The sequence below is a fragment of the Streptomyces sp. NPDC001108 genome (assembly GCF_053598535.1).
Map to the genome: position 1 here is coordinate 154,077 of NZ_JBSFKL010000014.1, position 25,952 is coordinate 180,028.

Below are 25,952 nucleotides of genomic sequence, written 5' to 3' on the forward strand. Positions count from 1 at the left end.
TCACTGGTCGCCCCTTTCGTTCCAGAGGTCCAGGAGCAGGGGGCGGGTGCCCTGGTCGAGGACGACGGACGCGCCCTCCTCCAGCCCGTCGGCGACACCGTCGGGGAGTTCGACGAGCACCATGGTGACCTGGGTGCCGCCCTGGCCGGTCCGGAAGTCCTTCACCCGGCCCTCCATGTCCCGGCCGTCGACCCGCAGCAGGACGTCGCTGCCCTTGGCCGGCGGGCTGAAGCCCGGGAAGGCCAGCACGCCCTGGCGCCCGTTGACCCCGGCGAGGGTGCCGGTCGGCCCGACCGGCACCCGCACCACGAGGCCCGCCGCCGCGGTGAGGACGAGGAGCAGGGTCGCGGCCAGGGCCCAGCGCCATCGGGGCCGCATCCGTTCGGGGTGGAACCCGGTGCGGGCGGCGCCGCGCGGGTTGGCGCGGTAGGCGGCCACCATGCTCGGCCGGTAGACACCGTCGGCGAGCGTGCCGTCCGGGGCCTCGGGGGCGGACACGCCGTTCAGCACGTCGCCCCCCGGGGTTCGGGGGCGGCGAGCGTCAGCAGGTCCGGTACCTGCCCGGGTGCGGCCTTGCGGGCCAGGCCCCAGGCGATGCCGGCCAGTCCGGTCATGAGGCCGGGTGTCTCCACGCCCTTCGGGACGCCGCACAGCCAGCCGTTCTCCCGCCCCTCGTGCAGCAGGGTCTTCCACACCCGGGGCAGCAGGTCGGCCACCTCGGGTTCCTGGTCGGCCCTGGTGCTCCCGTCGATGATGAGCAGGTTGCCGATGTCCCCGTGGCAGAGGCTGTGGTTGCCGAGACCGGACACCGGGTCGAGGTCGAGCCCCGTCGAGATGGCGGCGAGCACGGCCGTGTGCCGCTCGTTCTCGACCAGGTCGGCGAGGTCCGGGACGGTGCCCAGCCCGTGGAGGGCGGTGCGGGCCATCGCGATGCCCGGGGCGCCGTGGCACCAGGCGTTCATGACCGTGCGCCCGCCGAGGTTGGCCGGCCGCAGGTCGCGCCAGGTGCGCAGCTCCGGGTCGAAGACGGTCCGCTCGTACGCGAGCGCGCGCCGGACGGCCTCCCGGTACTCGGGCCGGGGGGCGACCCGGTCGAGCCGGGCGAGGGCGTACGCGATGCCGGAGGCCCCGTGCGAGAAGCCCGCGAGCGGCTCCTCCGGGTTGATCGGGGTGGCCCAGCCCCATCCGTCGCCGTGTTCCTGCCGGGTGGCCAGCAGCCGGTCGGCGCAGCGCACCGCGATCCGGGCCGCTCCGGTGCCCGGCCGGGCCGCTTCCAGGGCGAGGAGGGCGAGGATCGCGCCCGCCGAGCCGGAGACGATGTCCAGGAGTCCGTCGTCGTCGGCGAGTTCGTCGACGGCGGGCAGCAGGGCGGCCGCGGCCTCGGCGTACTCGGGCCGGTCGTGACGCACGGCCGCGTGGGCGAGGGCGTAGACGGCGCCGCCGAACGGGCCGAACGCGCCGATGCCGAACTCGTTGGCCCCGGGCTTCTTCGCGAGTCCCGCCAGCGTCTCGGCGATGAGCAGCGACCGCTTCGCCACCTGGTCGAAGGCGGCTCGGGCCAGCTCGCCGGTGCGCTCGTCACCGGTGACGGCCGCGACGGCGTCGAGGGCGTGCGCGATGCCGGCGGTCCCGGTGTAGAGGCCGATGGGTGCGGGCGCGTACTGCCAGTACTTCTCGTCGACGAGGTCCAGCCCGATCCAGCCCAGGCCGTGTTCGTCGCGGACGCACAGGTCGGACAGGCGGCGCGCCAGCCGCAGCGCCTCCTCGGCGAAGTCGCCGGGGTCGGCGGCGCCGTCCATGCGGGGCCGGTGCCAGTTGGGCCAGCGGGCGTCGCTCTCCCCCATCGCGGTGGCGGCGACGCACGAGCGGATGACGCGTTCCTGGAAGGCGAGGTCGGCGTCGCCGAGGGCGAGGAGGCGTTCGCGCACGGCGGTGAGCGGCGGGTAGCGGGTGCCGATGGGTGCCTCGTCCAACCCGCCGCGCAGGGTCCCGTCCTCCGCGTCGACGGTGAACATGGGGATGTCCCCGAGGGTGAGTTCGGCGACCTCGTCCAGGACCATCGCGGTGCGGGACTCCGGCATCTCGATGTGGCCGCCGGCCAGCCGGGCGAGCGAGCGGGAGTGGTCGAGGCCGTCGCGCATGAAGTCCGGGTGGGTGCTCTCCAGCAGCAGCCGCCCGTAGATGTGGGTCGGCCTGGCGATGAGCCGGGTCCGTACGGGTCCGAAGGCGGCCAGCGCTCCGCCGGGGGCGAGCAGTTCGTCCCGCCCCGCTTCCAGGAGCCGGTAGACGTGGGTGAAGCCCTCGACGAACGCGTCGACCCGGCCGACCAGGTCGATCGGCTCCCCGTCGGCGGTCATCGGGTGGTTGCGCTCGGCGTCCATCTCCATCCGCCGCTTGACCAGCCGCATGCGGTCGGTGCCGCTGTCCTCCCAGATGGGCACCGCCATGGGCGTCAACTGCCCGCCGTGGCCCGCGAGTCCGCTGACGTCGAGGCCGAAGGTGCCGTCCTCGCCGCGCACCAGCAGGCGGTTGGGGAGGATGCCCACGGACTGGACGGAGTCGGCGAGGGTGACCGCGGCGATGTCCGTCTCACCGTCGATCTTGACGACCGCCGCGGTCTTGTCGTTGTGCAGCAGCGCCTCCAGGTCGACGAGGACCGGGTACTCGCCCGCGGCCAGCACGTTCTCGAAGTGGAAGTCGGTGGCGTGCAGGAGGTAGAGGAGCGAGGTCAGGGCGCCGAGCCGCCAGGCGTACCGGTCGCCGCCCCCGGCGTCGGTGGTCGCGGTGGTGTCGACCTGTTCGACCCATCCGTGGTCGCCCCGGTCCACGATGCCGATCCGGGCCAGGTCGTGCGGGGTCTCCTGCTGGTTGACCCAGTCCAGGAGTCCGTCGAAGGCGGTGTCCATGGCCAGCGGACGGGGTTTGAAGACCAGGGTGGCGGTGTCGAACTCGACCATGGCGACGGAGCGGCCCCGCCGGTGCTTGTCGCCGGCGCCGAACTCCAGGCGGACCAGCCGCCGGGGCTCCTGGGCGGCGAGCAGGCTCCCGCGCAGCACGGGCAGATCGGCCACGAGTGCGTCGATCAGCTCGACCCGGGTGTCGATCCAGAACCGGAGCTGGGCCACGATCAGCCGTGCCAGGACCGGGTATTCGTCCCAGAGGGCGAGTGCGTCGGCCTCCGACCGGAGGAGTTCGACGTAGGAGGAGAAGCGTTCCTCGGGGGTCTCGCCGTCGAGGCGGTCCTCGACCCGGGCGATGTTGAGTTCGAGGACGAGAGTGCGCTGCACATGGCCGAGGAGGTCGGCGGCGGGGGCGGTCGCGCGGACGACGTCGAGAACGTGCCCGAGGTCGGCGAGGACGGGGTCGTCGCTGCCCCGTACCCGTTCCTCGACGAGCGCGTCGAGTTCGTGGACGGCGCCTTCCACGAGCGGGCGTATCACTTCCAGGAGGCCCATGTCCGGGTCGAGGCGGCGGGTGGCGTCCGTGGTGGCCATGCCTTCGGCCCACCACCGCCGGAAGGTCCGGTGCCAGTCGGGTTCGTCCGTCAGGCGGGCGACGAGGGAGTCGTCGCTCTCCCCGAGCAGGGCGGTCAGTTCGTCGGCCGTGACGCCCAGCGGTGCCAGCCGTGCGTCCAGGGTGGCGCGTTCACCGGTCAGGGGCGCCAGCTCCCTCCACATGGCCAGGCGCTTCTCGCCCCGCACCGGGTCGATCCGCGACGGGGTACCGCCGAGCCTTTCGGTCAGGGTGGCGGCCCGGTGCCAGGGGAGGTGGACCCCCGCCGACCCGCCGATGGGGTGCTCGCTTGCGACGTCAGGCATTCCGCTCTTCCTCCTGGGGCATAAACATGACCGGCGGGGGCGTACGGTCGCCCGCCCCTGCCGGTCACGTCATTTCTTCGGTACGCTGCTAGTTCTTGCAGGGCTTACCGGGGTTGCAGGCCAGACCGCATACGGTCCAGCCCGAGTACCACGGCAGGCACGAGCAGCACCCGAGAGTGCCGAGAACGCCGGAGCCGGCTCCGTTGATCTCGGTCAGCTCTTCGTCGGTGATTGCGGTGAGGCCTTCGCCCGACGGATGGGCGGGGGCCTCACTCCCGAGGGACAGCCGGTAGTCGGCGTCCTTCCAGGACCGGACTATGTCCACGAATCATCACTCCCTGTAGGAATCGGGCAGGCTCAGCAACAGCCGCGCGTGCCCATGCTGCAGCTGCCGCAGAGGGTCCCGGTCGGGGAGCACACCGTGACGGTCAGAGTGACCGTGGCGCACACCCACGTGGTCCCGCCCGCGACGCCGTCGAGCTGATCGTCGGCCAGCTCGACGAGGCCGGCCGGGTTGGCGGGAGCCTCGCTGAGGGTGGCCCGGTACTCGGGGTCCTTCCATGCGCGAACAAGGTTCATGTGTCTGTCACCTCCTTTCGCTGGGGATGGGAACCGGGCCCGGGGGCCCGGTTCGAGTGCCATCCTCAGCGGCCGTCATGCAGCCGGAATACCGCCCGGGCGGCCCCGGCCGCATACCCGGCGCATACGCCGGAGCGGGTTGCTCCGCCACGGCCGCCCGGCCTCACGCCCCGCATGCGACCGCCGCCGTCATCGGGTTCATGACGGCGGCGGTCCCGGTGCGTTCCCGCACCGGTCGAGGTGGCGACCGGTGCGGGAACGCACACGGTGCACGGCGGGTGGGTAACGGCGGCGGAGCGGCACTTCCTCTACGCGGCGACGGGCCGCCCCCGCCGGGGCGGACACGGTCGAGGGGGGCCGGTACGCCGGACGCGAGGCCCGGCGGGCCGGGCGGGCAGGCCGGGTAGGAGGCCGGACAGCGAGGGGCCGACGGCTCAGGCGACCACGGCGATGACGGCTGCCCCCACCAGGGCGAAGGCGCCCCCCACCCCGGTGATCAGGCCCCTGAGACGGAGTATCGCGAACGACGGGCCCCGGGTGGTCGCGCCCTCCGGGTCGGCGGCGCTGTAGTGGACGGTCACCGAGTCGCCCACGGCCGGGGAGATGCGCGCCTGCCGCTCCTCGAAGCTGACGGTGCGCCCGTCCTCGGTACGGAACTCCAGGGTGGGGTGGCGGTGGACGACGAAGCCGCCCTCGGCGTCCTGCCCCTCCTCGACACGTATGCCGGTGCAGCGGGCCTCGGCGGTGCGGCCCTCGGCCCAGATGGCCCGGAGCCGGGGTCCGTCCATGAGGCGGTCCGCCTGCTTCCGGAACATCAGGGTCGCGCCGAGGGAAAGGACGACGTAGACGGCGGCGATGGCGACGGCCATGGGGCTCCCCCGGCGGGATCGGGCGGGACGGGCCGACATTGTCCCGTGCGCGGATCGCGCCCGACAAGGGCCCGCCGGGGCCGCTCCGGACGGACCGTCAGGTGCGTTCGCGGGCCTTCACGCGCCGCGCCTGGCTGCGTACCGCGCCCATGCTCGCCCCGATGACGAGGGCGATCGCCAGTGCGTCGGTGGTCGACAGGGCCTGGTCGAGAACCAGGAATCCGGCCAGGGCGGCGATCGCCGGCTCCAGGCTCATCAGGATCGCGAAGGTGGGGGCGGGCAGCCGGCGCAGCGCCATGAACTCCAGGGTGTACGGGAGCACCGAGCTCAGCAGCGCCACCAGCGAGCCGAGCCCCAGCGTGGCCGGGACCAGCAGCTTCGGCCCGGACTCGACGAGGCCCAGGGGCAGGACGAGGAGAGCGGCGACGGCCAGGGCCAGGGCCAGCCCGTCCGCCTGCGGGAAGCGGCGGCCGGTACGGGCACTGAAGACGATGTACGTCGCCCACAGGGCGCCCGCGCCCAGTGCGCAGGCGGCGCCGACCGGGTCGAGGCGGTCGAACCCGCCGCCGCCCAGCAGCACCACACCGCCCAGCGCGAGCCCCGCCCACACCACGTTGACCAGCCGGCGGGAGGCCACCACGGAGAGGACGAGCGGCCCCAGCACCTCCAGGGTGACGGCCGCACCCAGCGGGATGCGGTCGACGGCCTGGTAGAAGAGCGTGTTCATGCCGCCCATGGCCAGGCCGAAGGCGACGACGGTGCCCCAGTCGGCACGCGAGTAGCCGCGCACCTTCGGCCGGCAGACGATCAGCATCACCACGGCGGCCACGGCCAGTCGCAGCGTGACGACCCCGAGCGCCCCGGCCCTCGGCATCAGCAGCACCGCGACGGCGGAGCCGAACTGCACGGAGAGCCCGCTCGCGACCACCAACGCGATCGGGGCTAGCGCCGCGCCCCGCCCCCGGGAGCCCGGAGCACCGCCCGTGGCACCGACCGGGGCGGCGACCGCCTCGGGTACGGCGACGGCCGCGGCTCCTGCCGCGCTGCGCTGGTCGTTCACCTGCGGTGTCCCTCCCAAGTCCGAAGTCCACTCCAGTGGACAACCCGGTCGAAGGTACTGCACCTTCCCGTACCCCGGCCGGGCCGCCGTTGGTTCGGTACGTCCTCTTACGGTAGGTACCTCCGCGTGCCATGTGAAATGTCGAAAGGGCTCCGGTTATGCTCCGCGCGCATGAGCATCGGACGTTCCGGGGAAAGCACCGGCCGCGGCATCGAGGTACGGCATCTGCGCGCCTTCCTCGCCGTGGCGGACGAGGGCAATGTCACCCGTGCCGCCACCCGCCTGCGCCTCACCCAGCCGGCGGTCTCGCGCACCCTGGCCGCGCTGGAGCGGCACCTGGGCACCCGGCTCGTCGACCGGTCCACCCACCATCTCGCCCTCACCCCGGAGGGTGTCGTCTTCCGCGACAGGGCCGCCGCCGCGGTCGCCGCCTTCGACGAGGCGCTGGATCCGGGCGGGCTGCGCCGGTGGCCGCTGCGGCTCGGGCATGCCTGGTCGGCGTTCGGCCCGTACACGACTCCGCTGCTGCGCCGCTGGCAGGAGCGGTATCCGCGGACCCCGCTGGAGCTGCTGCGGATCGACGACCGCACCGCCGGGCTGACCCGTGGAGAGGTCGACGCGGCGCTGTTGCGGGGGCCGGTCGAGGCGCCCGGTCTCGTCACCGAGTTGCTGTTCGAGGAGGACCGGGTGGCGGCGGTCGCCACGGACGGTCCGCTCGCCGCCCGTGCCACGCTCCGGCTCGCCGATCTGAGGGGCGAGACGGTCGTCCTCAACACCGTGTCCGGCACCACCACGGTCGAGCTGTGGCCCCCGGGCGGGCGGCCCTCCGCGACACTGACGGTCGCCAACACCGACGACTGGCTCGCCGCCATCGCGGCCGGGCGGGGGGTCGGGGTCTCCGGCGCCTCCACCGCTTCCATGCACCCGCACCCCGGCGTCGCCTACCGCCCGCTGACCGACGCCCCGCCCGTACCCGTACTCCTCGCCCGCCGCGACGCCCCCGGCCACCCCGCCCTGCCCGACCTGCTCGCCCTGGCCCACGAGGTGGTGGCGCACGGCCGGGGCACCACCGGCTGAGCAACGGGGCCGGGAGCACCCCCCGCCTCCGTTCTGGTACCCGGCCCCTCCCGCAAGCCGCCAGGCCGTCGAGCCACCAGGCCATCGGACCGCCGAACCGCCGGACCGCGCCCGGATCCGGTCCGCCGAAAAACCAGTGCGGTCGGCGGGCCGGGTCACCAGACTCGGCACATGGATTCCAGGATCACGCGCATCAACCCCACCCACCTCCACACGACCCCCGGCTACCACCACATCACCGTGGTGGAGGCCGGCCGGACCGCGTACCTGACGGGTCAGTGCCCGCTCGACGCGTCGGGGGAGGTCGTGGGGCCGGGCGATCTCGATGCCCAGATCGACCAGGTGGTGGCCAACTCCGTCGCCGCCCTGGACGCGGTGGACGCCCGGCCGGAACACGTCGTCCGTTCGGTGATCTACGTCGTCAGCGACGGTGACGCGGCCCTGGGGGCGGTCTGGCAGCGCCTGACCGAATCGGCCCTGGGACCGGCGTTCACCACCGCGAGCACGCTGCTGGGCGTCGCCCAACTGGGCTTCACCGGGCAGCTCATCGAGCTGGACCTCACCGCGTCCCTCCCCGACGCGCCCGCCACACACGACTGAGACGCACGTCGTTCGCTCAGGGGGTGGGGTCGGGTTCGCGGCAGGGGCGGCAGAGTCCGTCGCGGAAGGCTTCGGGCCTTCCCGGTACGCCGCACTCGGTGCACTCCGGCATCACCCGGCGCACCGGGGTCTCCGCCGGTGCGGGCGGGACGGGTGTCGCGGGCAGACTCGGCGGAAGCTTGTCCTGAAGGCGGCGGCGGACCAGGCCGAAGGGAGAGCCGACCGCGTCGGGAAGCCCGGCGGTCAGGACCCGGGTCAGGTAGTCGGCGTCCACGCCCCGGGCGAACCACTCGGCCACCAGCCCCTCCAACCCCGCACAGTCCGCCGCCGAAAGCGCCAGACGGGAGTCCACCCGCCCCAGCCGCGCCAGGGCCGCGAACGCGGGCGAGGGAACACCACCATGCGACTGCGGCTGAACCGGTACCTCCGGCTCCGCGACACGCTGCTGCGGGACCTGCGCGGCGGGCGCGGGCACGGAAGCGGGTACGGGCACGGGGACGGAAGCAGGGGCAGGGGCCTGGGGGCCGGGCCGGGTGACTCGGTCGTTCTCGGCGGCGAGGAAGGCGCTCCACCACTCGTTGTCGTGGGCGACCCGCGACCAGAACGTCCGGGTGACCCACCGGACCTGACCGTCCTCGATGCTCACGCAACGCCCCCGACGAAGATGACCGGCCACACTCAGCGCCCGTAACGCACTGCCCACCGCCATCTGCCCGTACAACGGCAGAGACTTCGCAAGCGACTTGATATCCATCGCCGCGCCCTCCGCCAACGCCTCCACATAACCCGCGATGTGCCGTTCACGCATTGGCAATGACGCGAAGTCGGCCTCGCACGGCGGCCGTTCCTGCGGGACGGAACGCTTCCCGTAACCCGGCCTGGCCTTCGGCGGGGCAACGCGCGGAGCTGCGGGCGCACAAGGGTCGGAGATAAGCTCGGAAACAGCCACGGGATCGTCTTTCTAATCGGGTGCGATCTTGCGGTCAGACCCCGGCCGGTGCTCTAACACCGCGTCGGGGTCGATTCGTTCGCACCGTAAGCGGGCGCGACTCTGCGCCGCAACTCGATCACGATTAGTCATACTTGCTGGCCGTGACGGGTCCGGGAGGGCGGGCGGGGTTTCCCCAACCCGCCCAAGAAACCAACCACTTGGAACACACCGCTCGAATCCCGAAGCCCGGATCCCGACCCCCGAATCCCGAAGCTCAAGCCCCGGACCAAGGACCCACCCCGCGCCCACGAAAGAGTGAACCGGCCCCTCCCGAAGCTCGGCGCCCGAAGCTCGGGTCTCGGGATTCGGGGCGGGGTCAGGGAGACCGGAGGCTCTCCTGGCGCAGGGCCTCCGCCAGGAGTTCGGCCAGGTGGCGGGCGCGTACGCCGCCGAGCTGGGCGAGCTGGGTGCGGCACGAGAAGCCGTCCGCGAGGAGGGCCGTGCCCGGTTCGGCCGCCCGTACCGAGGGGAGCAGGGTCTCCTCCGCGCAGGCCACCGACACGTCCCAGTGGCCGCGTTCGAAGCCGAAGTTCCCGGCCAGCCCGCAGCATCCGCCGCTCAGCTCGCCGGTCAGGCCCGCCCGTTCACGCAGGCGGCGTTCGGCCGCGTCGCCCAGGACCGCGTGCTGGTGGCAGTGGGTCTGACCGGCGACCGGGCGGTCCAGACGGGGCGGCTGCCAGTCGAGGGCGTACTCCTCCAGGTACTGGGCCAGTGTTCTGACGGAGGCGGCGAGTTCGGCGGCCCGGGGGTCGTCGGGGAGGAGCTCGGGCAGGTCGGTGCGGAGGGTGGCGGCGCAGCTCGGTTCGAGGACGACGAGCGGGTCGCCCAGGGACGGGCCCATCCGGTCCAGGGTGCGGCGCATCACCGCGCGGGCCCGGTCGAGCCGGCCCGTGGACACGTAGGTGAGGCCGCAGCACAGGCCCCGTCCGCCGGGGAGCAGTACGGTACGGCCCGCCGCTTCCAGGACCTCGACCGCCGCCCGGCCCACCTCGGGCGAGAGGTGGGTGGTGAAGGTGTCGGGCCAGAGGGTGACGGTCCGTTCGTCGGAGACGGTCTCCGTCCGCCCGCCTCCGCGCCGGGCGGGCCCGTGGGTGAAGGGGTGGCGCGGGAGGACGGGGATCGTGCGTTCGGGGGCGATCCCGGCCAGCCGTTTGGCCAGGGCGGCCAGGGGGCGGACGCGGGCCAGGGCGTTCAGGACCGGTGCGAAGGGGGCGGCGAGCCGCAGCCACCGGGGCAGTCCGCCCATCGCGTAGTGCGCGGCGGGGCGGAGCCGTCCCCGGTAGTGGTGGTGGAGGAACTCCGCCTTGTACGTGGCCATGTCGACGCCGACCGGGCAGTCGTGCCGGCAGCCCTTGCAGGACAGGCAGAGGTCGAGCGCGTCGCGGACCTCCGTCGACCGCCAGCCGCCGGTGATCACCTCCCCGGCGAGCATCTCGTGGAGCAGCCGGGCCCGGCCCCGGGTGGAGTGGGCCTCCTCGCCGGTCACCCGGAACGACGGGCACATCACGCCCGGACCCGCCGTCGGCACCGCCGTACGGCAGGCGGCGACGCCCACGCAGCGGCGGACCGCGGCCGAGAAGTCGCCGCCGTCGTGCGGGTAGCCGAACGCGACGTCCACCGGGCGTTTCGGCAGCACGTCGAAGCGGAGGTGCTCGTCGAGACGGGCGGGGCGGGCGAGGACACCGGGGTTCATGCCGCCGTCCGGGTCCCAGACGTCCTTGAAGCGGGCGAAGAGGGCGACCAGTTCGTCCCCGTACATGCGGGGCAGCAGTTCGGCGCGGGCCAGGCCGTCGCCGTGCTCGCCGCTGAGCGAACCGCCGTGCGCGACGACCAGGTCCGCCAGCTCCTCGGAGAAGCGGCGGTAGCGGGCGACGCCCGCCGGGTCCAGCAGGTCGAAGTCGATCCGGACATGGACGCAGCCCTCGCCGAAGTGTCCGTACGGGGTGCCGCGCAGGCCGTGGGCGGCGAGCAGGGCGCGGAAGTCGCTCAGGTAGGGGCCGAGGCGGGCGGGCGGTACGGCGCAGTCCTCCCAGCCGGGCCATGCCTCGGTGCCGTCGGGCATCCGGGTCGCGGTGCCCGCCGCGCGCTCCCGGATGCGCCACAGGGCCCGCTGCGCGGCCGGGTCGGTGACGACGGCGGAATCCAGGGCGTCGGCGGCGCGCACGACGCGTTCGGCGTGGTCCCGCGCCTCGGCGGGGGTGGCGCCGCCCGTCTCGACGAAGAGCCAGGCCGCGCCGCGCGGCAGCCCGGCGGGTTCGCGTACGAGGTCGGCGGCCATGCCCTCGACGGTGAGCGGGTGGTGCGGCAGCAGGCCGGGGGCGGCCTCGGCAGCGGCGGACTCGTCCGGGTAGCCGAGTACGGCCAGGGCGCGGGCGGCCGGGGCCTCGACCAGCCGTACGGTCGCCTCCGTCACCATGCCGAGCGTGCCCTCGCTGCCGCAGAACGCGCGGGCCGGGTCGGTGCCGCGCTCGGGCAGCAGGGCGTCGAGGGCGTATCCGGAGATCCGGCGCGGGAGGTCCGGGTAGCCGGTGCGCAGCAGGGCGAGGTTCTCGCGGACGAGGGCGGTGAGGGCGTCCAGCGGGTCGGGGACCGCGCCCGGGGCCAGGCGCAGGACGTCGCCGCCGTAGCGGGCCACCGTCAGCTCGCGGACCTGGTCGGCGGTGGTGCCCCAGGCGACCGAGTGGGCGCCGCAGGAGTTGTTGCCGATCATGCCGCCGAGCGTGCAGCGGCTGTGGGTGGACGGGTCCGGGCCGAAGGTGAGGCCGTACGGGGCGGCGGCGGCGCGCAGCTCGTCGAGGACCAGGCCGGGCTGGACGACGGCGGTGCGGGCCACCGGGTCCAGGGCGACCAGCCGGTCCAGGTGGCGGGTGAGGTCGACCACGACGCCGGTGCCGGTGGCCTGGCCCGCGATGGAGGTGCCGCCGCCGCGCGGTACGACCGGCGCGCCGTGCGCGCGGCAGACGGCAAGCGCGGCGGACACGTCGTCGGCGTCACACGGTCGGACGACGCCGAGCGGCACCCTGCGGTGGTTGGATGCGTCCATCGTGTTCAACGCCCGTGCGGTGGGGCCGAATTCGACCTCACCACGGATCGCGCCACGCAGGGCCTGTGCGAGTTCGTCGGGTTCCGTCGGATTCTGTACTGCGGCCATGGGACCCAGGATGCCGTTGATCGGGTCACTGGGCCCCACGACGCTTCCTGTTTCCCCCAGGTACGTCAATACGTCGGAATAGGTCGGATGCGTGGTCACATACACAACAGAGAGCGCCACAAGGTCTTCCCAAAGAGAGCGTCAATTCTCATATAGTGACCAGGACTTAGCTTGGAATTGTCAGCTCCAGTTGTCGCTTTTGCGGCTGACGTACCGGACTGACCCCCCGTAAGCTGTTCGACCCGCCCGTTATACCCGATCCGCCCGTTCCATCCACCCTCCGCCCGTTCCTCGTCCGCTCCCAAGGACCCCCATTGAGCGCCTCATCCCGGCCAACCGCAGCGGCCCTGCTGATATCGCTGGTCGTCACCGGCTCCCTGTGCCTGTGGGCGGTCCTCGCCGCCCCCGAATCGGTGCGGACCGAACTCGCCTGGGGTCTGGGCGGGGCCGCCGTGCTGCTGTCCACCGCCGTGGCCGTCGCCGTCCGTGCCCGCGCCGAGGTGAAGCGGCAGCGTGCCCGGCTCGCCTCGGAGACCCAGCGGTTCACCGGTGAGATAAGCCGTCTGGTGTCCGCCTCCGCGGCCGACGGTCAGCGGTTCACCGCCGAGACCGCCCGGATCAAGGCCGCGGCGGCCGCCGAGACGGCCCGGCTCAAGGCCGCGGCCGAGGCCGAGACGGCCCGGCTCACCGCGCGGGCCGCCGCCGAGAGCGAGCGGCTCACCGCCGACATCGCCCGGCTCAAGGCCCGCGCCACCCGCAGCGAGACCGAGCGCGCCGCCGCCGTCGCCGCCTGCGCCAACGCCGCCGGCCGGATGCAGGCCCTGTCCACCAGCATGCTCGCCGACCTGCGCGAGATGGAGCACCGGCACTCCGCCGAGGACGTCCTCGGCGACCTGCTCCACCTCGACCACCGCACCGCCCAGGCAGGCCGACTCGCCGACTCCATCGCCGTACTGACCGGGGCCCGCTCCGGCCGGCGCTGGGCGAAGCCGATCGTGATGGAGTCGATCCTGCGCGGCGCGATGGGCCGGATCAGCGGGTACCAGCGCGTACGGCTCCACTCGACCAGCGATGTCGCGGTCGCCGGTCACGCCGCCGAGGGCGTCATGCACGCGCTCGCCGAGCTCCTCGACAACGCCGCCAACTTCTCGCCGCCCACGGCGGAGGTCCACGTGTACGTCGAGGAGGTGCCGGCCGGCATCGTCCTGACCGTCGAGGACAGCGGCCTGGTCATGAGCGATGTGCAGCTGCGCCGCGCCGAGCGCGCCGTCTCGGCCGTCGACCAGGACCTGACCGGCCTGTCCGGCACCCGGCTCGGCCTCGCCGTCGTCGGCCGGCTGGCCCGCAAGCACGGGCTGACCGTGTCCTTCCGGCCGTCCGCGCGCGGCGGCACCGGCGCCCTGATGATGATCCCGCAGGAGCTCCTCGCCCGGACCCCGGCCGCCGCCCCCGCACCGGCCCCGGCGGCCGCGAACCCGGCGCTCCCGGCCCGGTCCCGGACGCAGACCCAGAACCAGGCGCCGGTTCCGGCCCAGGCACCGGCCCCGATGGCCGAGCCCGAGCCCGTCCACGGCACCGCGCGGAACACCGGCACCACCGAGGCCGCGCACACCCCCGAGGCCCTGGAGACTCCGGACCGCCCGGAACCGGCCGCCGCGACCGACGCCACCGCGTCCGAGACCACCGGCGGCCTCCCCCGCTTCGGCGAGAGCGGGCTGCCCCGGCGCCCCCGCGGCCGCACCCTCGCCGCCGCCGAGGCCCGCGCCGCCCAGGCCCACGCCGAAGGCACCCCGGCCTCCCGGCCCCGTACCTCCGACCCGAAGGAACAGGCAGCCCGCTTCAGCAGCTTCCGCCGGGCCGTCCGCTCCAACTCCCCGCACCCGGAAGAAGGCAACACCCGATGACCGCCACCACCGACGAGAAGCTCAACTGGCTGCTGGAGGGGCTCCTGGAGCGCACCCCCGGCACTCGTCACGCCCTCGTCCTGTCCAGGGACGGCCTCAAGCTGTGCCGCACCCCCGAGCTCTCCGTGGACCAGGCCGACCAGCTGGCCGCGATCTCGGCCGGCATCCAGAGCCTGTCGCACGGCGCGTCCGTCGAGTTCGGTGACGGAAGCGGCGGCGTACGGTCCGCCATGGCCGAGTTCTACGGCGGGGTGCTGTTCATCGTCGAGGCGGGCGACGGCGCCCACCTCGCGGTCGTCGCCTCCGAGGACTCCGACGTCGGCCTCATCGGCCACAACATGAGCGAACTCGTCGAACAGCTCGGCGAACACCTCAGCGCCCCGCCGCGCTCCCGCGCGGACGCGGCCGACGCCGACGCGACCGTATGAACCGGCCCCGCCCCCTCCGGCCCGGCCGGGACGACACGCCGGACCGGCTGTACACCCTCACCGGTGGCCGCAGCCGGTCCGACTCGGACGCGTTCGACCTGGTGACCCTGGTGGTCTCCGAGTGCGAGCCGTCCCCCGGCATGCAGTCGGAGCACGTGACGATCCTGCGGATGTGCCAGTCCCCCACCGCGGTCGTGGAGATCTCCGCGGCCCTCGGACTGCCCGTCAGCATCGTCCGCATCATGCTCTCCGACCTGCTGGACACCGGACGGATCAGCGCCCGTCACCCCCGTACTGCCCGTGTCGCGGACCGGCTCCCCGACCCCGACATCCTGGAACAGGTGCTCGTTGGACTCCGCAACCTCTGACCGTGCCGCCCTGCAGGCGACCGCCGACAACGGACTGAAGATCGTCGTCGTCGGCGGCTTCGGGGTCGGCAAGACCACCATGGTCCGCTCCGTCAGCGAGATCCGTCCGCTGAACACGGAGGAGACGATGACCCGCGCGGGCGAGGCCGTCGACAGCCTCGACGGGGTGCACTCGAAGACGTCCACGACGGTCGCCTTCGACTTCGGCCGAATATCGCTCGACGAACGGTCCGTGCTGTACCTCTTCGGCGCCCCCGGCCAGGAGCGCTTCTGGTTCCTGTGGGACCGGCTGTTCTCCGGCACCCTCGGCGCCGTCGTCCTCGTCGACACCCGCAGGCTCGCCGACTCCTGGTACGCGATCGACCGGCTGGAGCACCACGGCACGCCGTTCATCGTCGCCTGCAACGACTTCGGCGGCCCGCTCCACACCGAACAGCAGATACGCGAGGCGCTCGCCCTCTCGGACGACGTGCCGCTGGTGGAGTGCGACGCGCGGGACCGCTCGTCCAGCAAGTACGTGCTGATCACCCTGGTCGAGTACCTGCACTCCCTCTCGAAGTCCTCGGGGAACGGGGCTCCGGCCCGGTCCTCCGCCGCCGTCCGTCCGGCGTCCGCGCCGGAGATGACCCCGGAGCCCACCCCGTGACCCAGCCCCCGGCGCCGCCCGCCGGCTGCCCCGTGTCCCAGGGCCGCGTACCGCTCTCCGGCCCCCGCTTCCAGAGCGAGCCGACCCGGCTCTACCGCGAGATGCGGCGCGACCACGGCGCCGTGGCCCCGGTCGTCCTCGACGGGGACGTGCCCGCCTGGCTGGTCCTCGGCTACCGCGAGCTGCACCAGGTCACCGGCGACCCGGTGCTGTTCAGCCGCGACTCCGACCTGTGGAACCAGTGGGAGCGGATACCCGACGACTGGCCCCTGCTGCCGATGATCGGCCGCAAGCAGCCGTCGATCCTCTACACGGTCGGCCCCCGGCACACCGAACGCGCCGCGATGATCAGCAACGCGCTGGAGGCCGTCGACCCGTTCACCCTCAAGCGGTACGCGGAGGGCTTCGCCGACGGACTCATCGACCGCTTCTGCACCACCGGCAACACCGACATCATCGCCGACTACGCGATGCTGCTGCCCGCCCTCGTCCTCGCCCGGATCTACGGCTTCGACGACACCATCGGCGCGGCCCTGGTCGGCTCGCTCAACGACATGATCGACGGACGGGAGCGGGCCCTGGCGGGCCAGCAGCACCTGGCCACGTCCATGTTCCAGCTCCTCGCCGACAAGCACGCCGAGCCCGGCGACGACGTCGCCTCCCGGATGCTCGCCGACCGCGGCGGCTTCACCGACGAGGAAATCGCGCAGGACCTGATGGTCATGATGGCCGCGGGCCACCAGCCGACCGCCGACTGGATCGGCAACTCGCTGCGGCTGATGCTCACCGACGACCGGTTCGCCGCCTCCCTCTCGGGCGGCCGGCACAGCGTCGCCGAGGCCATGAACGAGGTCCTGTGGGAGGACACCCCGACCCAGAACGTCGCGGGCCGCTGGGCCTCCCGCGACACCCACCTCGGCGGACGCCACATCAAGACCGGCGACCTGCTCCTCCTGGGCATCGCCGCCGCCAACTACGACCCGCAGATCCGCACCGACGGCTCCGCGATGACCGGCGGCAACAACGCCTTCCTCTCCTTCGGCCACGGCGAGCACCGCTGCCCGTTCCCGGCCCAGGAGACCGCCGAGGTCATCGCCCGTACCGGCATCGAGGTCCTGCTCGACCGGCTCCCGGACATCGACCTCGCCGTCCCGGCCGCCGAACTCACCCGGCGCCCGTCCCCGTGGCTGCGGGGCCTGACCGACCTGCCGTTGACCTTCACGCCCACCCTCGCCCTGGGCCCCGTCACGGGACCGGCCGCGGGAGACCACACCGAACCCGGAGGCCAGAGATGACCCGCATCGCCCTCGACCCCTTCGTCACCGACCTCGACGGCGAGAGCGCCCGGCTGCGGGCCGCCGGCCCGCTCGCCGAGGTGGAGCTGCCCGGCGGGGTGAACTGCTACGCGGTCACCCACCACGCCGAGGCCCGCCAGCTGCTCACCGACAGCCGGATCGTGAAGGACATCAACGTCTGGAACGCCTGGCAGCGCGGCGAGATACCCCTCGACTGGCCGCTGATCGGCCTCGCCAACCCGGGCCGCTCCATGCTGACCGTCGACGGCGCGGACCACCGCCGGCTGCGCACCCTGGTCGCGCAGGCGCTCACGGTGAAGCGGGTGGAGCGGCTGCGCGAGGGCATCGAGGCCCTGACCACCGCGAGCCTGGACCGGCTGGCCGCCCTGCCCACGGACGAGCCGGTCGACCTGAAGGCCGAGTTCGCCTACCCGCTGCCGATGAACGTCATCAGCGAACTGATGGGCGTCGACAAGGCCGACCACCCCCGGCTGAAGGAGCTGTTCGAGAAGTTCTTCTCGACGCAGACCCCGCCGGAGGAGGTCCCGCAGATGATGGCGGACCTCGCCGCGCACTTCACGAAGATCGTCGAGGGCAAGCGGAACAACCCGGGCGACGACCTCACCAGCGCCCTGATCGCCGCCTCCGAGGACGGCGACCAGCTCACCGACGAGGAGATCGTCAACACCCTCCAGCTGATCATCGCGGCCGGTCACGAGACCACGATCAGCCTGGTCGTGAACGCGGTCGTCGCCCTCCAGACCCACCCCGAGCAGCGCGAGCGGGTGCTGAGCGGAGAGGTGCCGTGGGAGAACGTGATCGAGGAGACCCTGCGCTGGTCCTCCCCCACCTCGCACGTCCTGATCCGGTTCGCCACCGAGGACGTCCAGGTCGGCGAGAAGGTCCTGCCGAAGGGCGAGGCCCTGATCGTCTCCTTCGGCGCGCTCGGCCGCGACGAGACGCAGCACGGGCCGAACGCCGCCGAGTTCGACGTCACCCGCTCCCCCAACCGCCACATCGCGTTCGGGCACGGCCCGCACGTCTGTCCGGGCGCGGCGCTCTCCCGGCTGGAGGCCGGCGTGGCGCTGCCCGCGCTGTACGAGCGGTTCCCCGGACTGGAGCTCGCCGTACCCGCCTCCGAGCTGCGGAACAAGCCGATCGTCACCCAGAACGACCTGTACGACCTGCCGGTCACGCTGGGCTGATCCCCGCCGCCGGACCGCCGTCCACGGACCGGAGCGCGCATCTCATCTCACGGACACGGTGCTCGACCGTGTCCGTGAGGCACTACGCTCCGGTTCGTGGCCGATATCCAGATTCCCGCTGACATCAAGCCCGCCGACGGACGCTTCGGCGCCGGTCCCTCCAAGGTGCGCACGGAGGCGCTCGACGCGCTGGCCGCCACCGGCACGTCCCTCCTCGGTACGTCGCACCGCCAGGCCCCGGTGAAGAACCTGGTCGGCTCCGTGCGCCAGGGCGTACGCGACCTCTTCTCCCTCCCCGAGGGGTACGAGGTGATCCTGGGCAACGGCGGCTCCACCGCCTTCTGGGACGTCGCGACGCACGGGCTCATCGAGACCAGGTCCCAGCACCTCAACTTCGGCGAGTTCTCGTCGAAGTTCGCGAAGGCCGCCAAGCTCGCCCCGTGGCTCGACGACCCGACCGTGATCGCCTCCGAGCCGGGCACCCACCCGGAGCCGCAGGCCGAGGCGGGCGTCGACGTCTACGCGCTCACCCACAACGAGACCTCCACCGGCGTCGCCGCTCCCGTCCGGCGTGTCGCGGGCGCCGACGAGGGCGCCCTGGTCCTGGTGGACGCCACCTCCGGCGCGGGCGGCCTGCCCGTCGACATCACCGAGACGGACGTCTACTACTTCGCCCCGCAGAAGTCCTTCGCCTCCGACGGCGGCCTGTGGATCGGCGTCTTCTCCCCGGCCGCCCTGGAACGCGCCGCGCGCGTCCACGCCTCGGGCCGGCACGTCCCGGAGTTCTTCTCGCTGCCCACCGCGATCGACAACTCCCTCAAGAACCAGACGTACAACACCCCCGCCCTGGCCACGCTCTTCCTGCTCAACGAGCAGCTGACCTGGATGAACACCCAGGGCGGCCTGGAGTTCACCACCGGCCGCACGGCCACCTCGGCGCGGAACCTGTACGGCTGGGCCGAGGAGTCCAAGTACGCGACCCCGTTCGTCACCGACCCGGCGAAGCGCTCGCAGGTCATCGGCACGATCGACTTCGCGGACGAGATCGACGCCGCCGCCGTCGCCAAGGCGCTGCGCGCCAACGGCATCGTCGACACCGAGCCCTACCGCAAGCTGGGCCGCAACCAGCTGCGCGTGGCGATGTTCCCGGCGATCGACCCGGCGGACGTCGAGGCCCTGACCGCCTGCATCGACTACGTGATCGAGAAGCTGTAACCGGACCAGGCATCCGGTGAGGGGCCCCGCGCCGACGCGCGGGGCCCTCGTCGTTCACCCGGTCGAGTGGCGCACGCGCATCCGTCCGCGAACGCCCGATCCGTCCTACGATGATGTCCTCGACCACACCCCTTCAGGAGGCCCGCAGTGTCTGCAGCAGCAGTCGAGCACCCCTGTGACGGTGAGCCGGAGTCACAGCTCACGCTGGCCAACAGGCTCGCGGAGCAGAACCCGGGTTCCCGCGTCGAGATCATCGGAGGCGTCATCACCGTGGCCCCACCCCCGGACGGACCGCACGGCCGAGCGCTGACCAAGATCATGCTCCCCTTCATCGCGGCCGGGCTCGACGGCGGCGAGACGGAGATCATCCAGGGAATCGGCCTGTGGCTCCCCGGTGGCCCCGAGGATTACGCCATCCCGGACCTGGCACTCGTCGACGCCGACTTCGACGAGCACCTGATCGAGAACAACTGCTACGACCCCGCCGTCTTCCGCCTCGTGCTGGAGGTCACCTCCAGCAACTACAACAACGACCTGCGCAACAAGGTCGCGGCGTACTCCGAGGCCAAGATCCCGGTCTATGTGATCGTCGACCGCAAGCACGGCCGGGTGCACGTCCTGACCGAGCCCATGGGCGACGGCTACGACAGCCACCAGGTGTACGCCCCCGGTCAGACGGCCGAGCTGCCCGGCTCCCTCGGCGCCCCCGTGACGCTCGATGTCGACGCGCTCGTCAGGGCGGGCCGCCCCCGTACCTGATCATCCGGTTCGGCCGCCCCCGTGTCCGGCCGAACCGCTTGCCGCCCGCCCTGCCCGCCTCAGCCGGCGGGGGCCGCCGTCAGGATCTCCTTCAGCCGGGCTATGCCCGCGGCCCACGCCTTGTCCCCCGACTCGTCCCACAGCTCGCGCAGCTCCGAGTCCTCCCCCAGGACCGCGTCGAGCGCCCGCACCGCCAGCTGGCGCAGCTCCGGGGCGAAGACCGGCAGCGCCTCCTTCGGACCGTACGGGGTGGTCACCGCCGCGCCGCCCGGGCACTGGGCGGCCACCAGCGCGGCCGCCGCGACGGCGACCGCTCCCTCGTCACTGTCCAGGTACTCCGACGTTTCGGCCGCGAAAGCCAGCGCCTCGCGGACCACCGCTTCCCGTTCCGCCCACGGCGTGTCGTCCACCTGGCCGGAGAAGTCCGCGGCGCTGTCGCTGTCGAAATGGCCGGTGTCCCACGTACCCATCTGAACTGCCCTTCGCGCAGGTCGTGCACGCACACGGGTGCCCCAAGGCACCCGTCCACGGTGCGTACGCCCATTCGGTGCGTACGTCCCTCACTCTGGCAGCCACCACTGACAACGCCCCGCTCCGCGCCCCGGCCCTCCGTCACCCCTTCTTCCGTCGCACACCCAGGAAGACCAGGACGGCCGCCCCCAGGAGCACCAGCGTGCCGGTCGTGCCGAGGCCCTTGCCGCCGCCGGTGGCCCCCTCGGCCCCGGCGGGCGGGGTCGGGGACCCGCCCTTCCCGGACGGGGACTTCCCGCCGCCGTCCCCGTCCACGTCCACCCGCACCACCTCGCTCCGCTTCCCCTCCGAGCCGAACATCAGCGCCGAGCCGTCCGGCGTGAACGTCACGGACTCGGCCTGCGGCTGGAGCGGTCCCTGGACCGCGCGGTCGGCGCCGAGCCTCCCGTTCTCGAAGGCGTAGGCGCGGGCGCTGAAGTAGGATCGCAGCACCAGCTCCTTGCCGTCCGGGGAGAACGCCCCGTCCGTCACCCACGGCACCTCGCCCACCCGCCGGAAGACGTTGGTGGCGGAGGTGGTCAGCTTCGCCGGGCCCTCGTACAGCCCGCCGCCGCCCTCGTTCTTCGACGCGATGTAGACCCGCCCGGTCTTCGGGTGGACCATCAGCGCCTCGGCGTTGCGCGGACCGTCGGCGTACTTCACGTCGAACTGGGTGGCGGTGACCGTCGCGTCCTTCAGCCGCTTCGGCTCCGGGAAGCGGTAGATCCAGACGTGGTCCCAGCTTCCGTTCAGGTTGTCGCCGATGTCGCCGACGTACAGGTTGCCGTCCGGGCCCAGCGAGATCGCCTCCACGTCGCGGGGGCTGCCGACGCCCTTCATGGTGATGGTCGCCACCGTCCGTCCGGTCCGGGAGTCGACGGCGTAGACGTACGGGCCGTCGTCGCTGTCGTTGTGCGTCCAGTAGATGCCCGGGTGGGTGCGGCTGGCGGCGAGGCCGCTGGACTCGGTGATCCGCGGGTCCTCGATGGTGAAGGTCCGGTCGGCCCCGCCCTCCGCCGCGGCCGGGGCCGCCCCGGCGAGGAGGAGCAGCGCGGCGGCTGGCAGCACGGTCAGGTACGAAGGCATGGGACAAGTGTCCATCGTCACGTCGCAGCCCGTGGGAACGATCCACGATGATGAGGCCATGAGATTCACGCCGGTCGGCGATTCGATGACGATAGGCCGGAGCGGCGACTTCACCTGGCGCTACCGGATGTGGCAGCACCTCGACGCCACGTTCGACGGCCCGTTCTCGATCGTCGGCCCGCGTACCGAGCTGTACGACACCGACGCGGGCGCCCCCGTCTCGGACGCGTACGGCGCGCCGGACTTCCCCACCGCGGCCCGCGCCCACCTGGCCGGATGGGGCGAGGGCTGGCTGCACATGGCCCCGGTGATCGCGGACGTGGTGACCGCGTACCGCAGTGACGTGCTGCTCGTCTCGCTCGGCCTGATAGACCTCGGGTTCTACACCGACAGTGGGCAGACCGCGGAGAACGCACGGGCGTTCATCACGGCGGCGCGCACCGCGAATCCGCACGTCAGGATGGTTCTGCTGCCGGTGATCCCGAACATACGGGCCGAGTCGGACGCCCCGTTCGCCGCCGAGTGCGACCGGTTCAACGAGCTGCTGGCGAAGGCCGTGGCCGATCTCGACGAGCCGTCGTCCCCGGTGCTGCTGGCCTCCCGCCCGCCGGACTACGACATCCACGAGGACACGTACGACGGCACGCACCCCGGCCCCAGTGGCGAGCACGCGCTGGCGGGCGCCTTCGCCGACGCGATGCACCAGGCGTGGGGCCTGGGCGACCCGTACGTGCCGCGCCCCTGACCGGCCGGGCGGTCCATCCGCTCCGTGGGGGCCCTCACCGCTCCGTGGCGGGCCGGGCCCGTACGTGCATCCGTTCGCCCTGCTGACCGAAGAGACTGAGGAACTCGACCGGTTCCGGCCCGGCACTGGCCCAGGCGTGCGGGGTGCGCGTGTCGAACTCGGCGGCCTCGCCCGCCGTGAGCACCAGATCGTGCTCCCCCAGCAACAGCCGCAGCCGCCCCGCCAGGACGTACAGCCACTCGTACCCCTCGTGCACCCGCTGTTCCAGCGGCCCGGTGGTGCCCCGGCCGCCGGGCAGGATCTGCTTGTACGCCTGGAGGCCGCCGAGGTGCCGGGTGAGCGGGACGAAGGTCATGCCGTCGCGGGTGAAGGGGCGGAAGTGGACGCGCGGATCTCCCGTGGCGGGGGCTCCGACCAGCTCGTCGAGCTGCACCCCGTACGCCTTGGCCAGCGGGAGCAGCAGTTCGAGCGTGGGTTTGCGCCCGCCCGACTCCAGCCGCGAGAGGGTGCTGAGGGAGATCCCGGTCGTCTCGCTGAGCTGGGCGAGGGTCGTACCGCGCTGCCGCCGCAGCACACGCAGGCGCGGGCCGACACCGGTCAGGACCGACGTGATCTCGTCGTCGCCCGGTTCTTCCGGTCGTTCCGGTCGTTCCGCTCGTCCTGCTCGTTCCCGGTGGTCCGGGTGGTCCGCGCCTTCTGCCATGCGTCCATTATTCGGCTCGTCCGACGAACCGGCGCGGTCCGGGCCCCGGCCCGGCCCCGGCCCGGCCCCGGCCATGTCAGGTCGACAGGATCATGGAGAGCGAGAGCCGGGTCAGCTCGTCGGTCAGCCACTCGGCGTCGACCTGGCGGGGGCGGCGGCCGTGGTGGGCCATCAGCTCGTCCACCGCGTGGGTCAGCACCGTGACGGTCACCTGGTGGTCGCTCTCCACCGCCTCGCCCCGGCGCACCGCGCGCTCGGCCTCCGAGGTCAGGAACTCCAGCCACATCGTCCGCCAGGTCGTCAGGTGGTTGTCCACCTCGTAACTGACCCCGAGAACCTCGACGAAGGCCACCCGCGCCGCGCACGGGTCCTCGGTCACCGCCTTCACGTACGCCTCGAAGAGCAGCCGGCACCGCACCGCCGTGGAGCAGTCCTCCATGCCCTCCGCCATCAGGGCGTTCTCGGCCGCGCGCAGCCCGAGCGTCGCCACCTCGTCGTACAACGCCATCAGCAGGACCTCCCGGGAGAGGAACTCCTGCTGGAAGACGTGGACCGGCACCTTCGCGCGGGCGCACAGGTCCTCGACACTCGTATGCGCGTACCCGTACGCGCCGAACAACTCCCGCCCCGCGCGCAGCAGTCGGTCCCTGGCTCCCAGGAGCTCCATGGACTGCCCGACCGCCCCGTTCCGCCGGCTCGCCACGACACCCGTCATCGGTCCTCCTTCGTCGTCCGTACCGCTGCCCCCACTCTCCCCGCTCCGCCCGGCCGGTGGTGGGTTCGCCACGCGTGGTTCCGGTGCGCGCGGGGTGGCTTCCAGCCATGTCCGATGACGTGTCGAACCGTTGTCGGTGTGGAGTTCCACGCGGCGCTCTGGCACTCCATCACTTCCGGGGCCTCCTTGCCTCCCGGACGCCCGAAGAAACACCCGCCAGGGGGGCGCGCAGCCTGCGCATTCACGCCCCCGCGTCGCTGCCCGGCGCCCGGTGGACCGCCCGCGCGGCGCGCCGGGCGCCGGGCACGGAACGCCGCGCCGCACCGGGTACGAAACACCCCCGGACCCGCCCTGCGGCGCGTCCGGGGGTGCGGTGTTCCGGCCGCCGGTCAGGCCTTGCCGGTGCAGATCGCGTCGTACGGGCGTCCCGGGCTCGGGAACAGCTCCAGCGGCGTGCTGCCGGACGGGCAGTCCTCCGCCTTCTTCGTCAGGTCGAGGACCTTGCTCCCGCCGCCATCGGCGCAGGGCACTTCCTTGGCCTGATCCGTCACACAGTCGCCCTTCACCAGCTGGCCGCCGCCCGCACCGGCGTCACCGGGGTGTTCACCGGCCAGGTTGCGGCCGCAGATGGTCTTGCTGGGGATGCCGCCCTTGGCGTCGCCGGAACCGAAGGAGACCTTCACCGAGATGATCTCGTCCGTGCCGGCCGGGCACTGGATGGAGTCGGCGAAGACCGCTCCGTCCTTGACCTCCAGGGCCTTGATGGTCGCCTTGGAGTCGCCGCAGTCCAGCGGCTGGTAGGCGTCCTTCGCGCTGCTGTCGGGACCGGCGCAGTCGCCGACCTTCCAGTCCTTGGCCGCATGCGTCCCGTCGCTCGTCCCCTTGTCGCAGGCGCTGGCCGCGCCCAGGACGAGCGCGACCGCCAGCACTGCCTTCGAACCGTTCAGCAGAGCCGTACGGGAGCGGCGGCGCGGTGCGGAACCAGTACCGGACCGGCTGCCGCCGTGGGGGCGCGTGCTGCCGTTCACTCTCATGCTGCTCCTCAACTCCTCGGGTGTGGCGCGGTCCGCGCGGCCCTGGGGACGGCACCGGACCGGGCACCGGTGCACGGGCCGCGCGGGATGGCGCGGGCGTAAGGACGGCATAAGCGTGGGGCGTGGTTCCCGGAGTTCCGGAATCAGCCGGCCGGGGCGTCCGGGGCGGTGAAGGAGACGTCCTCGGCGTGCGGCACGACCTCCAGATCGCTGCCGAGGGCCCACTCCGCGACCCGGGAGACCGCGGCGGCCGGAACCACCCCGCTGATCCCCGGCGCGGCCGGGATGTCGTGCGTGGCGTGGGCGTCGTGCGGCATGACGACCCGGTACCCCAGCTCCAACGCCGTACGGGCGGTGGCCTGCACGCACATCTCGGACATCACCCCGCACACGGCGAGCGCCCGCACCCCGGCGTCCGTCAACAGGCGGCGCAGGGGCGTCTCGTGGAAGCCGTCGTCCCGGGTCTTGCGGATCGCGTGCTCCGTGGCCGACTCCGTCACGGGGTGGTGCAGCGCCCACCCGGGCGTGCCCGGCTCGTCCCCGGCCCCGGGCTGCCCGTCGTTCTGTACGTGGACGACGAGCGCGCCGCCCGCACGGGCGCGGGCGATCAGCTCCGCCGTCCGGTCGACGAGCCTCGCCGCGTCGGGCACCGCCCGGTCCCCCTCGACGGCGTCTTTCTGCACATCCACAACGATCAGCGCGTGCACGGGTGATGCCGGGGTGGCGGGAGGGGCAGCGGGCACCGGATGGGTCTCATGGTCGGTCATACCGTCATCATGTCGGTGCGGGATCATATGTCACAGACTGTCCACAGCCTCCGGTACCCGATTGCTTCGGTCGTGGCGGGATTGATAGGGATGGTCGGGACGTTTGTTTGATCGGTTGTCGATCGGGTTGGCAGGGGGACTGGATGAAGTTCGACATGGGGTCGCAGGTTCTGACGACGCTGTCGTCGAAGTCGCGTGGGTCGAGTGATGACCTGGGGACGTTGATCCGTCAGCTGGTGCAGGCCGCAGCGCCGTTGGAAGGGAAGTTCCACGGTTCGGGCCGGGTGGCGTTCGATTCGTTCAAGAGTCGTTCGGACGAGATCACGGCGGCATTGAACGGTTCGTTGTCGGCTCTGCTGGGCGGTCAGTCCGGGATGGAGCAGGCGTTCGGTTCGGGTGACCAGGAGCAGGGTGACAACGCGCGGCA

At 72.8% G+C, this 25,952-nt stretch carries 25 protein-coding genes and 1 pseudogene; 12 read left to right on the plus strand and 14 right to left on the minus strand.

All coding sequences use genetic code 11. From position 1 onward, the window contains the following. The 6 genes from ACWC97_RS27170 to ACWC97_RS27195 form a co-directional block, all read right to left on the minus strand. Positions 1-510 carry a hypothetical protein gene (locus ACWC97_RS27170; RefSeq protein WP_352275860.1) on the minus strand — a complete coding sequence of 170 codons (510 nt, stop codon included), beginning with the start codon at positions 508-510 and terminating at the stop codon, positions 1-3. Continuing rightward, positions 504-3,818, minus strand: coding sequence for a type 2 lanthipeptide synthetase LanM family protein (locus ACWC97_RS27175; protein ID WP_450652083.1), 3,315 nt, complete (start codon positions 3,816-3,818; stop codon positions 504-506). The genes ACWC97_RS27170 and ACWC97_RS27175 overlap by 7 nt, the downstream gene beginning before the upstream one ends. An 88-nt stretch (positions 3,819-3,906) precedes the next feature. Then, on the minus strand, positions 3,907-4,143 hold the full coding sequence (locus tag ACWC97_RS27180) for a mersacidin/lichenicidin family type 2 lantibiotic (protein WP_010071700.1): 237 nt from the start codon (positions 4,141-4,143) through the stop codon (positions 3,907-3,909). A gap of 32 nt (positions 4,144-4,175) precedes the next feature. Next, positions 4,176-4,397 (minus strand): mersacidin/lichenicidin family type 2 lantibiotic, encoded by a 222-nt coding sequence (locus ACWC97_RS27185; protein ID WP_352275857.1) that lies wholly within the window; start codon positions 4,395-4,397, stop codon positions 4,176-4,178. Between the two features lie 434 nt (positions 4,398-4,831). Further along, on the minus strand, positions 4,832-5,266 hold the full coding sequence (locus ACWC97_RS27190; RefSeq protein WP_352275855.1) for a DUF3592 domain-containing protein: 435 nt from the start codon (positions 5,264-5,266) through the stop codon (positions 4,832-4,834). A gap of 97 nt (positions 5,267-5,363) precedes the next feature. Then, positions 5,364-6,326 (minus strand): EamA family transporter, encoded by a 963-nt coding sequence (locus ACWC97_RS27195; RefSeq protein WP_450652086.1) that lies wholly within the window; start codon positions 6,324-6,326, stop codon positions 5,364-5,366. A 171-nt stretch (positions 6,327-6,497) separates the two neighbouring features. On the opposite strand from ACWC97_RS27195, the gene ACWC97_RS27200 reads away from it, so the two are divergent. Together ACWC97_RS27200 and ACWC97_RS27205 are read left to right on the plus strand one after the other, a co-directional pair. After that, the gene (locus ACWC97_RS27200; RefSeq protein WP_352275851.1) at positions 6,498-7,403 is read left to right on the plus strand and encodes a LysR family transcriptional regulator; all 906 of its coding nucleotides are present in this window, start codon (positions 6,498-6,500) and stop codon (positions 7,401-7,403) included. Positions 7,404-7,574: 171 nt separating this feature from the next. Continuing rightward, entirely contained in the window at positions 7,575-8,003 is a 429-nt protein-coding gene (locus ACWC97_RS27205; RefSeq protein ID WP_450652088.1) for a RidA family protein, read from the plus strand. Between the two features lie 22 nt (positions 8,004-8,025). Here ACWC97_RS27205 and ACWC97_RS27210 read toward each other — a convergent pair. Then, positions 8,026-8,934, minus strand: a pseudogene (locus tag ACWC97_RS27210) (MarR family transcriptional regulator); the annotation flags it as partial. 376 nt (positions 8,935-9,310) lie between these two features. Then, positions 9,311-12,145, minus strand: coding sequence for an FAD-binding and (Fe-S)-binding domain-containing protein (locus ACWC97_RS27215; RefSeq protein ID WP_450652090.1), 2,835 nt, complete (start codon positions 12,143-12,145; stop codon positions 9,311-9,313). 314 nt (positions 12,146-12,459) lie between these two features. Between ACWC97_RS27215 and ACWC97_RS27220 the strand changes: the two genes are divergently transcribed. From ACWC97_RS27220 to ACWC97_RS27255, 8 genes are all read left to right on the plus strand, one after another. Then, entirely contained in the window at positions 12,460-14,049 is a 1,590-nt protein-coding gene (locus tag ACWC97_RS27220) for an ATP-binding protein (RefSeq protein ID WP_450652092.1), read from the plus strand. After that, positions 14,046-14,477, plus strand: a complete 432-nt coding sequence (locus ACWC97_RS27225; RefSeq protein WP_352275842.1) for a roadblock/LC7 domain-containing protein — start codon at positions 14,046-14,048, stop codon at positions 14,475-14,477. The genes ACWC97_RS27220 and ACWC97_RS27225 overlap by 4 nt, the downstream gene beginning before the upstream one ends. Beyond that, positions 14,474-14,845 (plus strand): DUF742 domain-containing protein, encoded by a 372-nt coding sequence (locus ACWC97_RS27230; RefSeq protein WP_352275841.1) that lies wholly within the window; start codon positions 14,474-14,476, stop codon positions 14,843-14,845. Before ACWC97_RS27225 ends, ACWC97_RS27230 begins: the two co-directional genes overlap by 4 nt. Next, positions 14,826-15,491: a GTP-binding protein gene (locus tag ACWC97_RS27235; RefSeq protein ID WP_385207699.1), complete on the plus strand. Its 666-nt coding sequence runs from the start codon at positions 14,826-14,828 to the stop codon at positions 15,489-15,491. The genes ACWC97_RS27230 and ACWC97_RS27235 overlap by 20 nt, the downstream gene beginning before the upstream one ends. Beyond that, on the plus strand, positions 15,488-16,786 hold the full coding sequence (locus ACWC97_RS27240) for a cytochrome P450 (RefSeq protein WP_352275838.1): 1,299 nt from the start codon (positions 15,488-15,490) through the stop codon (positions 16,784-16,786). The genes ACWC97_RS27235 and ACWC97_RS27240 overlap by 4 nt, the downstream gene beginning before the upstream one ends. Then, positions 16,783-17,991: a cytochrome P450 family protein gene (locus tag ACWC97_RS27245; RefSeq protein WP_352275837.1), complete on the plus strand. Its 1,209-nt coding sequence runs from the start codon at positions 16,783-16,785 to the stop codon at positions 17,989-17,991. The genes ACWC97_RS27240 and ACWC97_RS27245 overlap by 4 nt, the downstream gene beginning before the upstream one ends. Before the next feature lie 96 nt (positions 17,992-18,087). Continuing rightward, positions 18,088-19,206: a phosphoserine transaminase gene (gene serC, locus ACWC97_RS27250; protein ID WP_352275835.1), complete on the plus strand. Its 1,119-nt coding sequence runs from the start codon at positions 18,088-18,090 to the stop codon at positions 19,204-19,206. 147 nt (positions 19,207-19,353) lie between these two features. Further along, positions 19,354-19,965: a Uma2 family endonuclease gene (locus ACWC97_RS27255; RefSeq protein WP_450652096.1), complete on the plus strand. Its 612-nt coding sequence runs from the start codon at positions 19,354-19,356 to the stop codon at positions 19,963-19,965. 59 nt (positions 19,966-20,024) lie between these two features. Here ACWC97_RS27255 and ACWC97_RS27260 read toward each other — a convergent pair whose 3' ends face one another. After that, positions 20,025-20,435 (minus strand): DUF4259 domain-containing protein, encoded by a 411-nt coding sequence (locus tag ACWC97_RS27260; protein WP_352275832.1) that lies wholly within the window; start codon positions 20,433-20,435, stop codon positions 20,025-20,027. Positions 20,436-20,577: 142 nt separating this feature from the next. After that, the gene (locus ACWC97_RS27265; protein ID WP_352275831.1) at positions 20,578-21,561 is read right to left on the minus strand and encodes a WD40 repeat domain-containing protein; all 984 of its coding nucleotides are present in this window, start codon (positions 21,559-21,561) and stop codon (positions 20,578-20,580) included. A gap of 58 nt (positions 21,562-21,619) precedes the next feature. On the opposite strand from ACWC97_RS27265, the gene ACWC97_RS27270 reads away from it, so the two are divergent. Beyond that, positions 21,620-22,306, plus strand: a complete 687-nt coding sequence (locus ACWC97_RS27270) for a GDSL-type esterase/lipase family protein (protein ID WP_352275830.1) — start codon at positions 21,620-21,622, stop codon at positions 22,304-22,306. 34 nt (positions 22,307-22,340) lie between these two features. Here the strand turns inward: ACWC97_RS27270 and ACWC97_RS27275 are convergent, their stop codons facing one another. The 4 genes from ACWC97_RS27275 to ACWC97_RS27290 all read right to left on the minus strand — a co-directional run bounded on the left by ACWC97_RS27275 (position 22,341) and on the right by ACWC97_RS27290 (position 25,525). Next, positions 22,341-23,009 carry a helix-turn-helix domain-containing protein gene (locus tag ACWC97_RS27275; RefSeq protein WP_352275828.1) on the minus strand — a complete coding sequence of 223 codons (669 nt, stop codon included), beginning with the start codon at positions 23,007-23,009 and terminating at the stop codon, positions 22,341-22,343. 76 nt (positions 23,010-23,085) lie between these two features. Continuing rightward, positions 23,086-23,676: a TetR/AcrR family transcriptional regulator gene (locus ACWC97_RS27280; protein ID WP_352276152.1), complete on the minus strand. Its 591-nt coding sequence runs from the start codon at positions 23,674-23,676 to the stop codon at positions 23,086-23,088. Between the two features lie 437 nt (positions 23,677-24,113). Continuing rightward, entirely contained in the window at positions 24,114-24,758 is a 645-nt protein-coding gene (locus tag ACWC97_RS27285) for an LppU/SCO3897 family protein (protein ID WP_352275827.1), read from the minus strand. A gap of 143 nt (positions 24,759-24,901) precedes the next feature. Continuing rightward, positions 24,902-25,525: an isochorismatase family protein gene (locus ACWC97_RS27290; protein WP_450652099.1), complete on the minus strand. Its 624-nt coding sequence runs from the start codon at positions 25,523-25,525 to the stop codon at positions 24,902-24,904. Between the two features lie 143 nt (positions 25,526-25,668). Here ACWC97_RS27290 and ACWC97_RS27295 point away from each other — a divergent pair. Continuing rightward, positions 25,669-25,952 (plus strand): hypothetical protein (locus tag ACWC97_RS27295; RefSeq protein WP_450652101.1); only part of this gene is annotated, 284 nt, incomplete at its 3' end.

Coding starts and splice junctions, on each gene's coding strand:
- ACWC97_RS27175 (WP_450652083.1), bottom strand. CDS start 3,818: ATGCCTGACGTCGCAAGCGAGCACCCCATCGGCGGGTCGGCGGGGGTC.
- ACWC97_RS27185 (WP_352275857.1), bottom strand. CDS start 4,397: ATGAACCTTGTTCGCGCATGGAAGGACCCCGAGTACCGGGCCACCCTC.
- ACWC97_RS27190 (WP_352275855.1), bottom strand. CDS start 5,266: ATGGCCGTCGCCATCGCCGCCGTCTACGTCGTCCTTTCCCTCGGCGCG.
- ACWC97_RS27200 (WP_352275851.1), top strand. CDS start 6,498: ATGAGCATCGGACGTTCCGGGGAAAGCACCGGCCGCGGCATCGAGGTA.
- ACWC97_RS27205 (WP_450652088.1), top strand. CDS start 7,575: ATGGATTCCAGGATCACGCGCATCAACCCCACCCACCTCCACACGACC.
- ACWC97_RS27215 (WP_450652090.1), bottom strand. CDS start 12,145: ATGGCCGCAGTACAGAATCCGACGGAACCCGACGAACTCGCACAGGCC.
- ACWC97_RS27225 (WP_352275842.1), top strand. CDS start 14,046: ATGACCGCCACCACCGACGAGAAGCTCAACTGGCTGCTGGAGGGGCTC.
- ACWC97_RS27230 (WP_352275841.1), top strand. CDS start 14,474: ATGAACCGGCCCCGCCCCCTCCGGCCCGGCCGGGACGACACGCCGGAC.
- ACWC97_RS27245 (WP_352275837.1), top strand. CDS start 16,783: ATGACCCGCATCGCCCTCGACCCCTTCGTCACCGACCTCGACGGCGAG.
- ACWC97_RS27260 (WP_352275832.1), bottom strand. CDS start 20,435: ATGGGTACGTGGGACACCGGCCATTTCGACAGCGACAGCGCCGCGGAC.
- ACWC97_RS27265 (WP_352275831.1), bottom strand. CDS start 21,561: ATGCCTTCGTACCTGACCGTGCTGCCAGCCGCCGCGCTGCTCCTCCTC.
- ACWC97_RS27270 (WP_352275830.1), top strand. CDS start 21,620: ATGAGATTCACGCCGGTCGGCGATTCGATGACGATAGGCCGGAGCGGC.
- ACWC97_RS27275 (WP_352275828.1), bottom strand. CDS start 23,009: ATGGCAGAAGGCGCGGACCACCCGGACCACCGGGAACGAGCAGGACGA.
- ACWC97_RS27280 (WP_352276152.1), bottom strand. CDS start 23,676: ATGGAGCTCCTGGGAGCCAGGGACCGACTGCTGCGCGCGGGGCGGGAG.
- ACWC97_RS27285 (WP_352275827.1), bottom strand. CDS start 24,758: ATGAGAGTGAACGGCAGCACGCGCCCCCACGGCGGCAGCCGGTCCGGT.
- ACWC97_RS27290 (WP_450652099.1), bottom strand. CDS start 25,525: ATGACCGACCATGAGACCCATCCGGTGCCCGCTGCCCCTCCCGCCACC.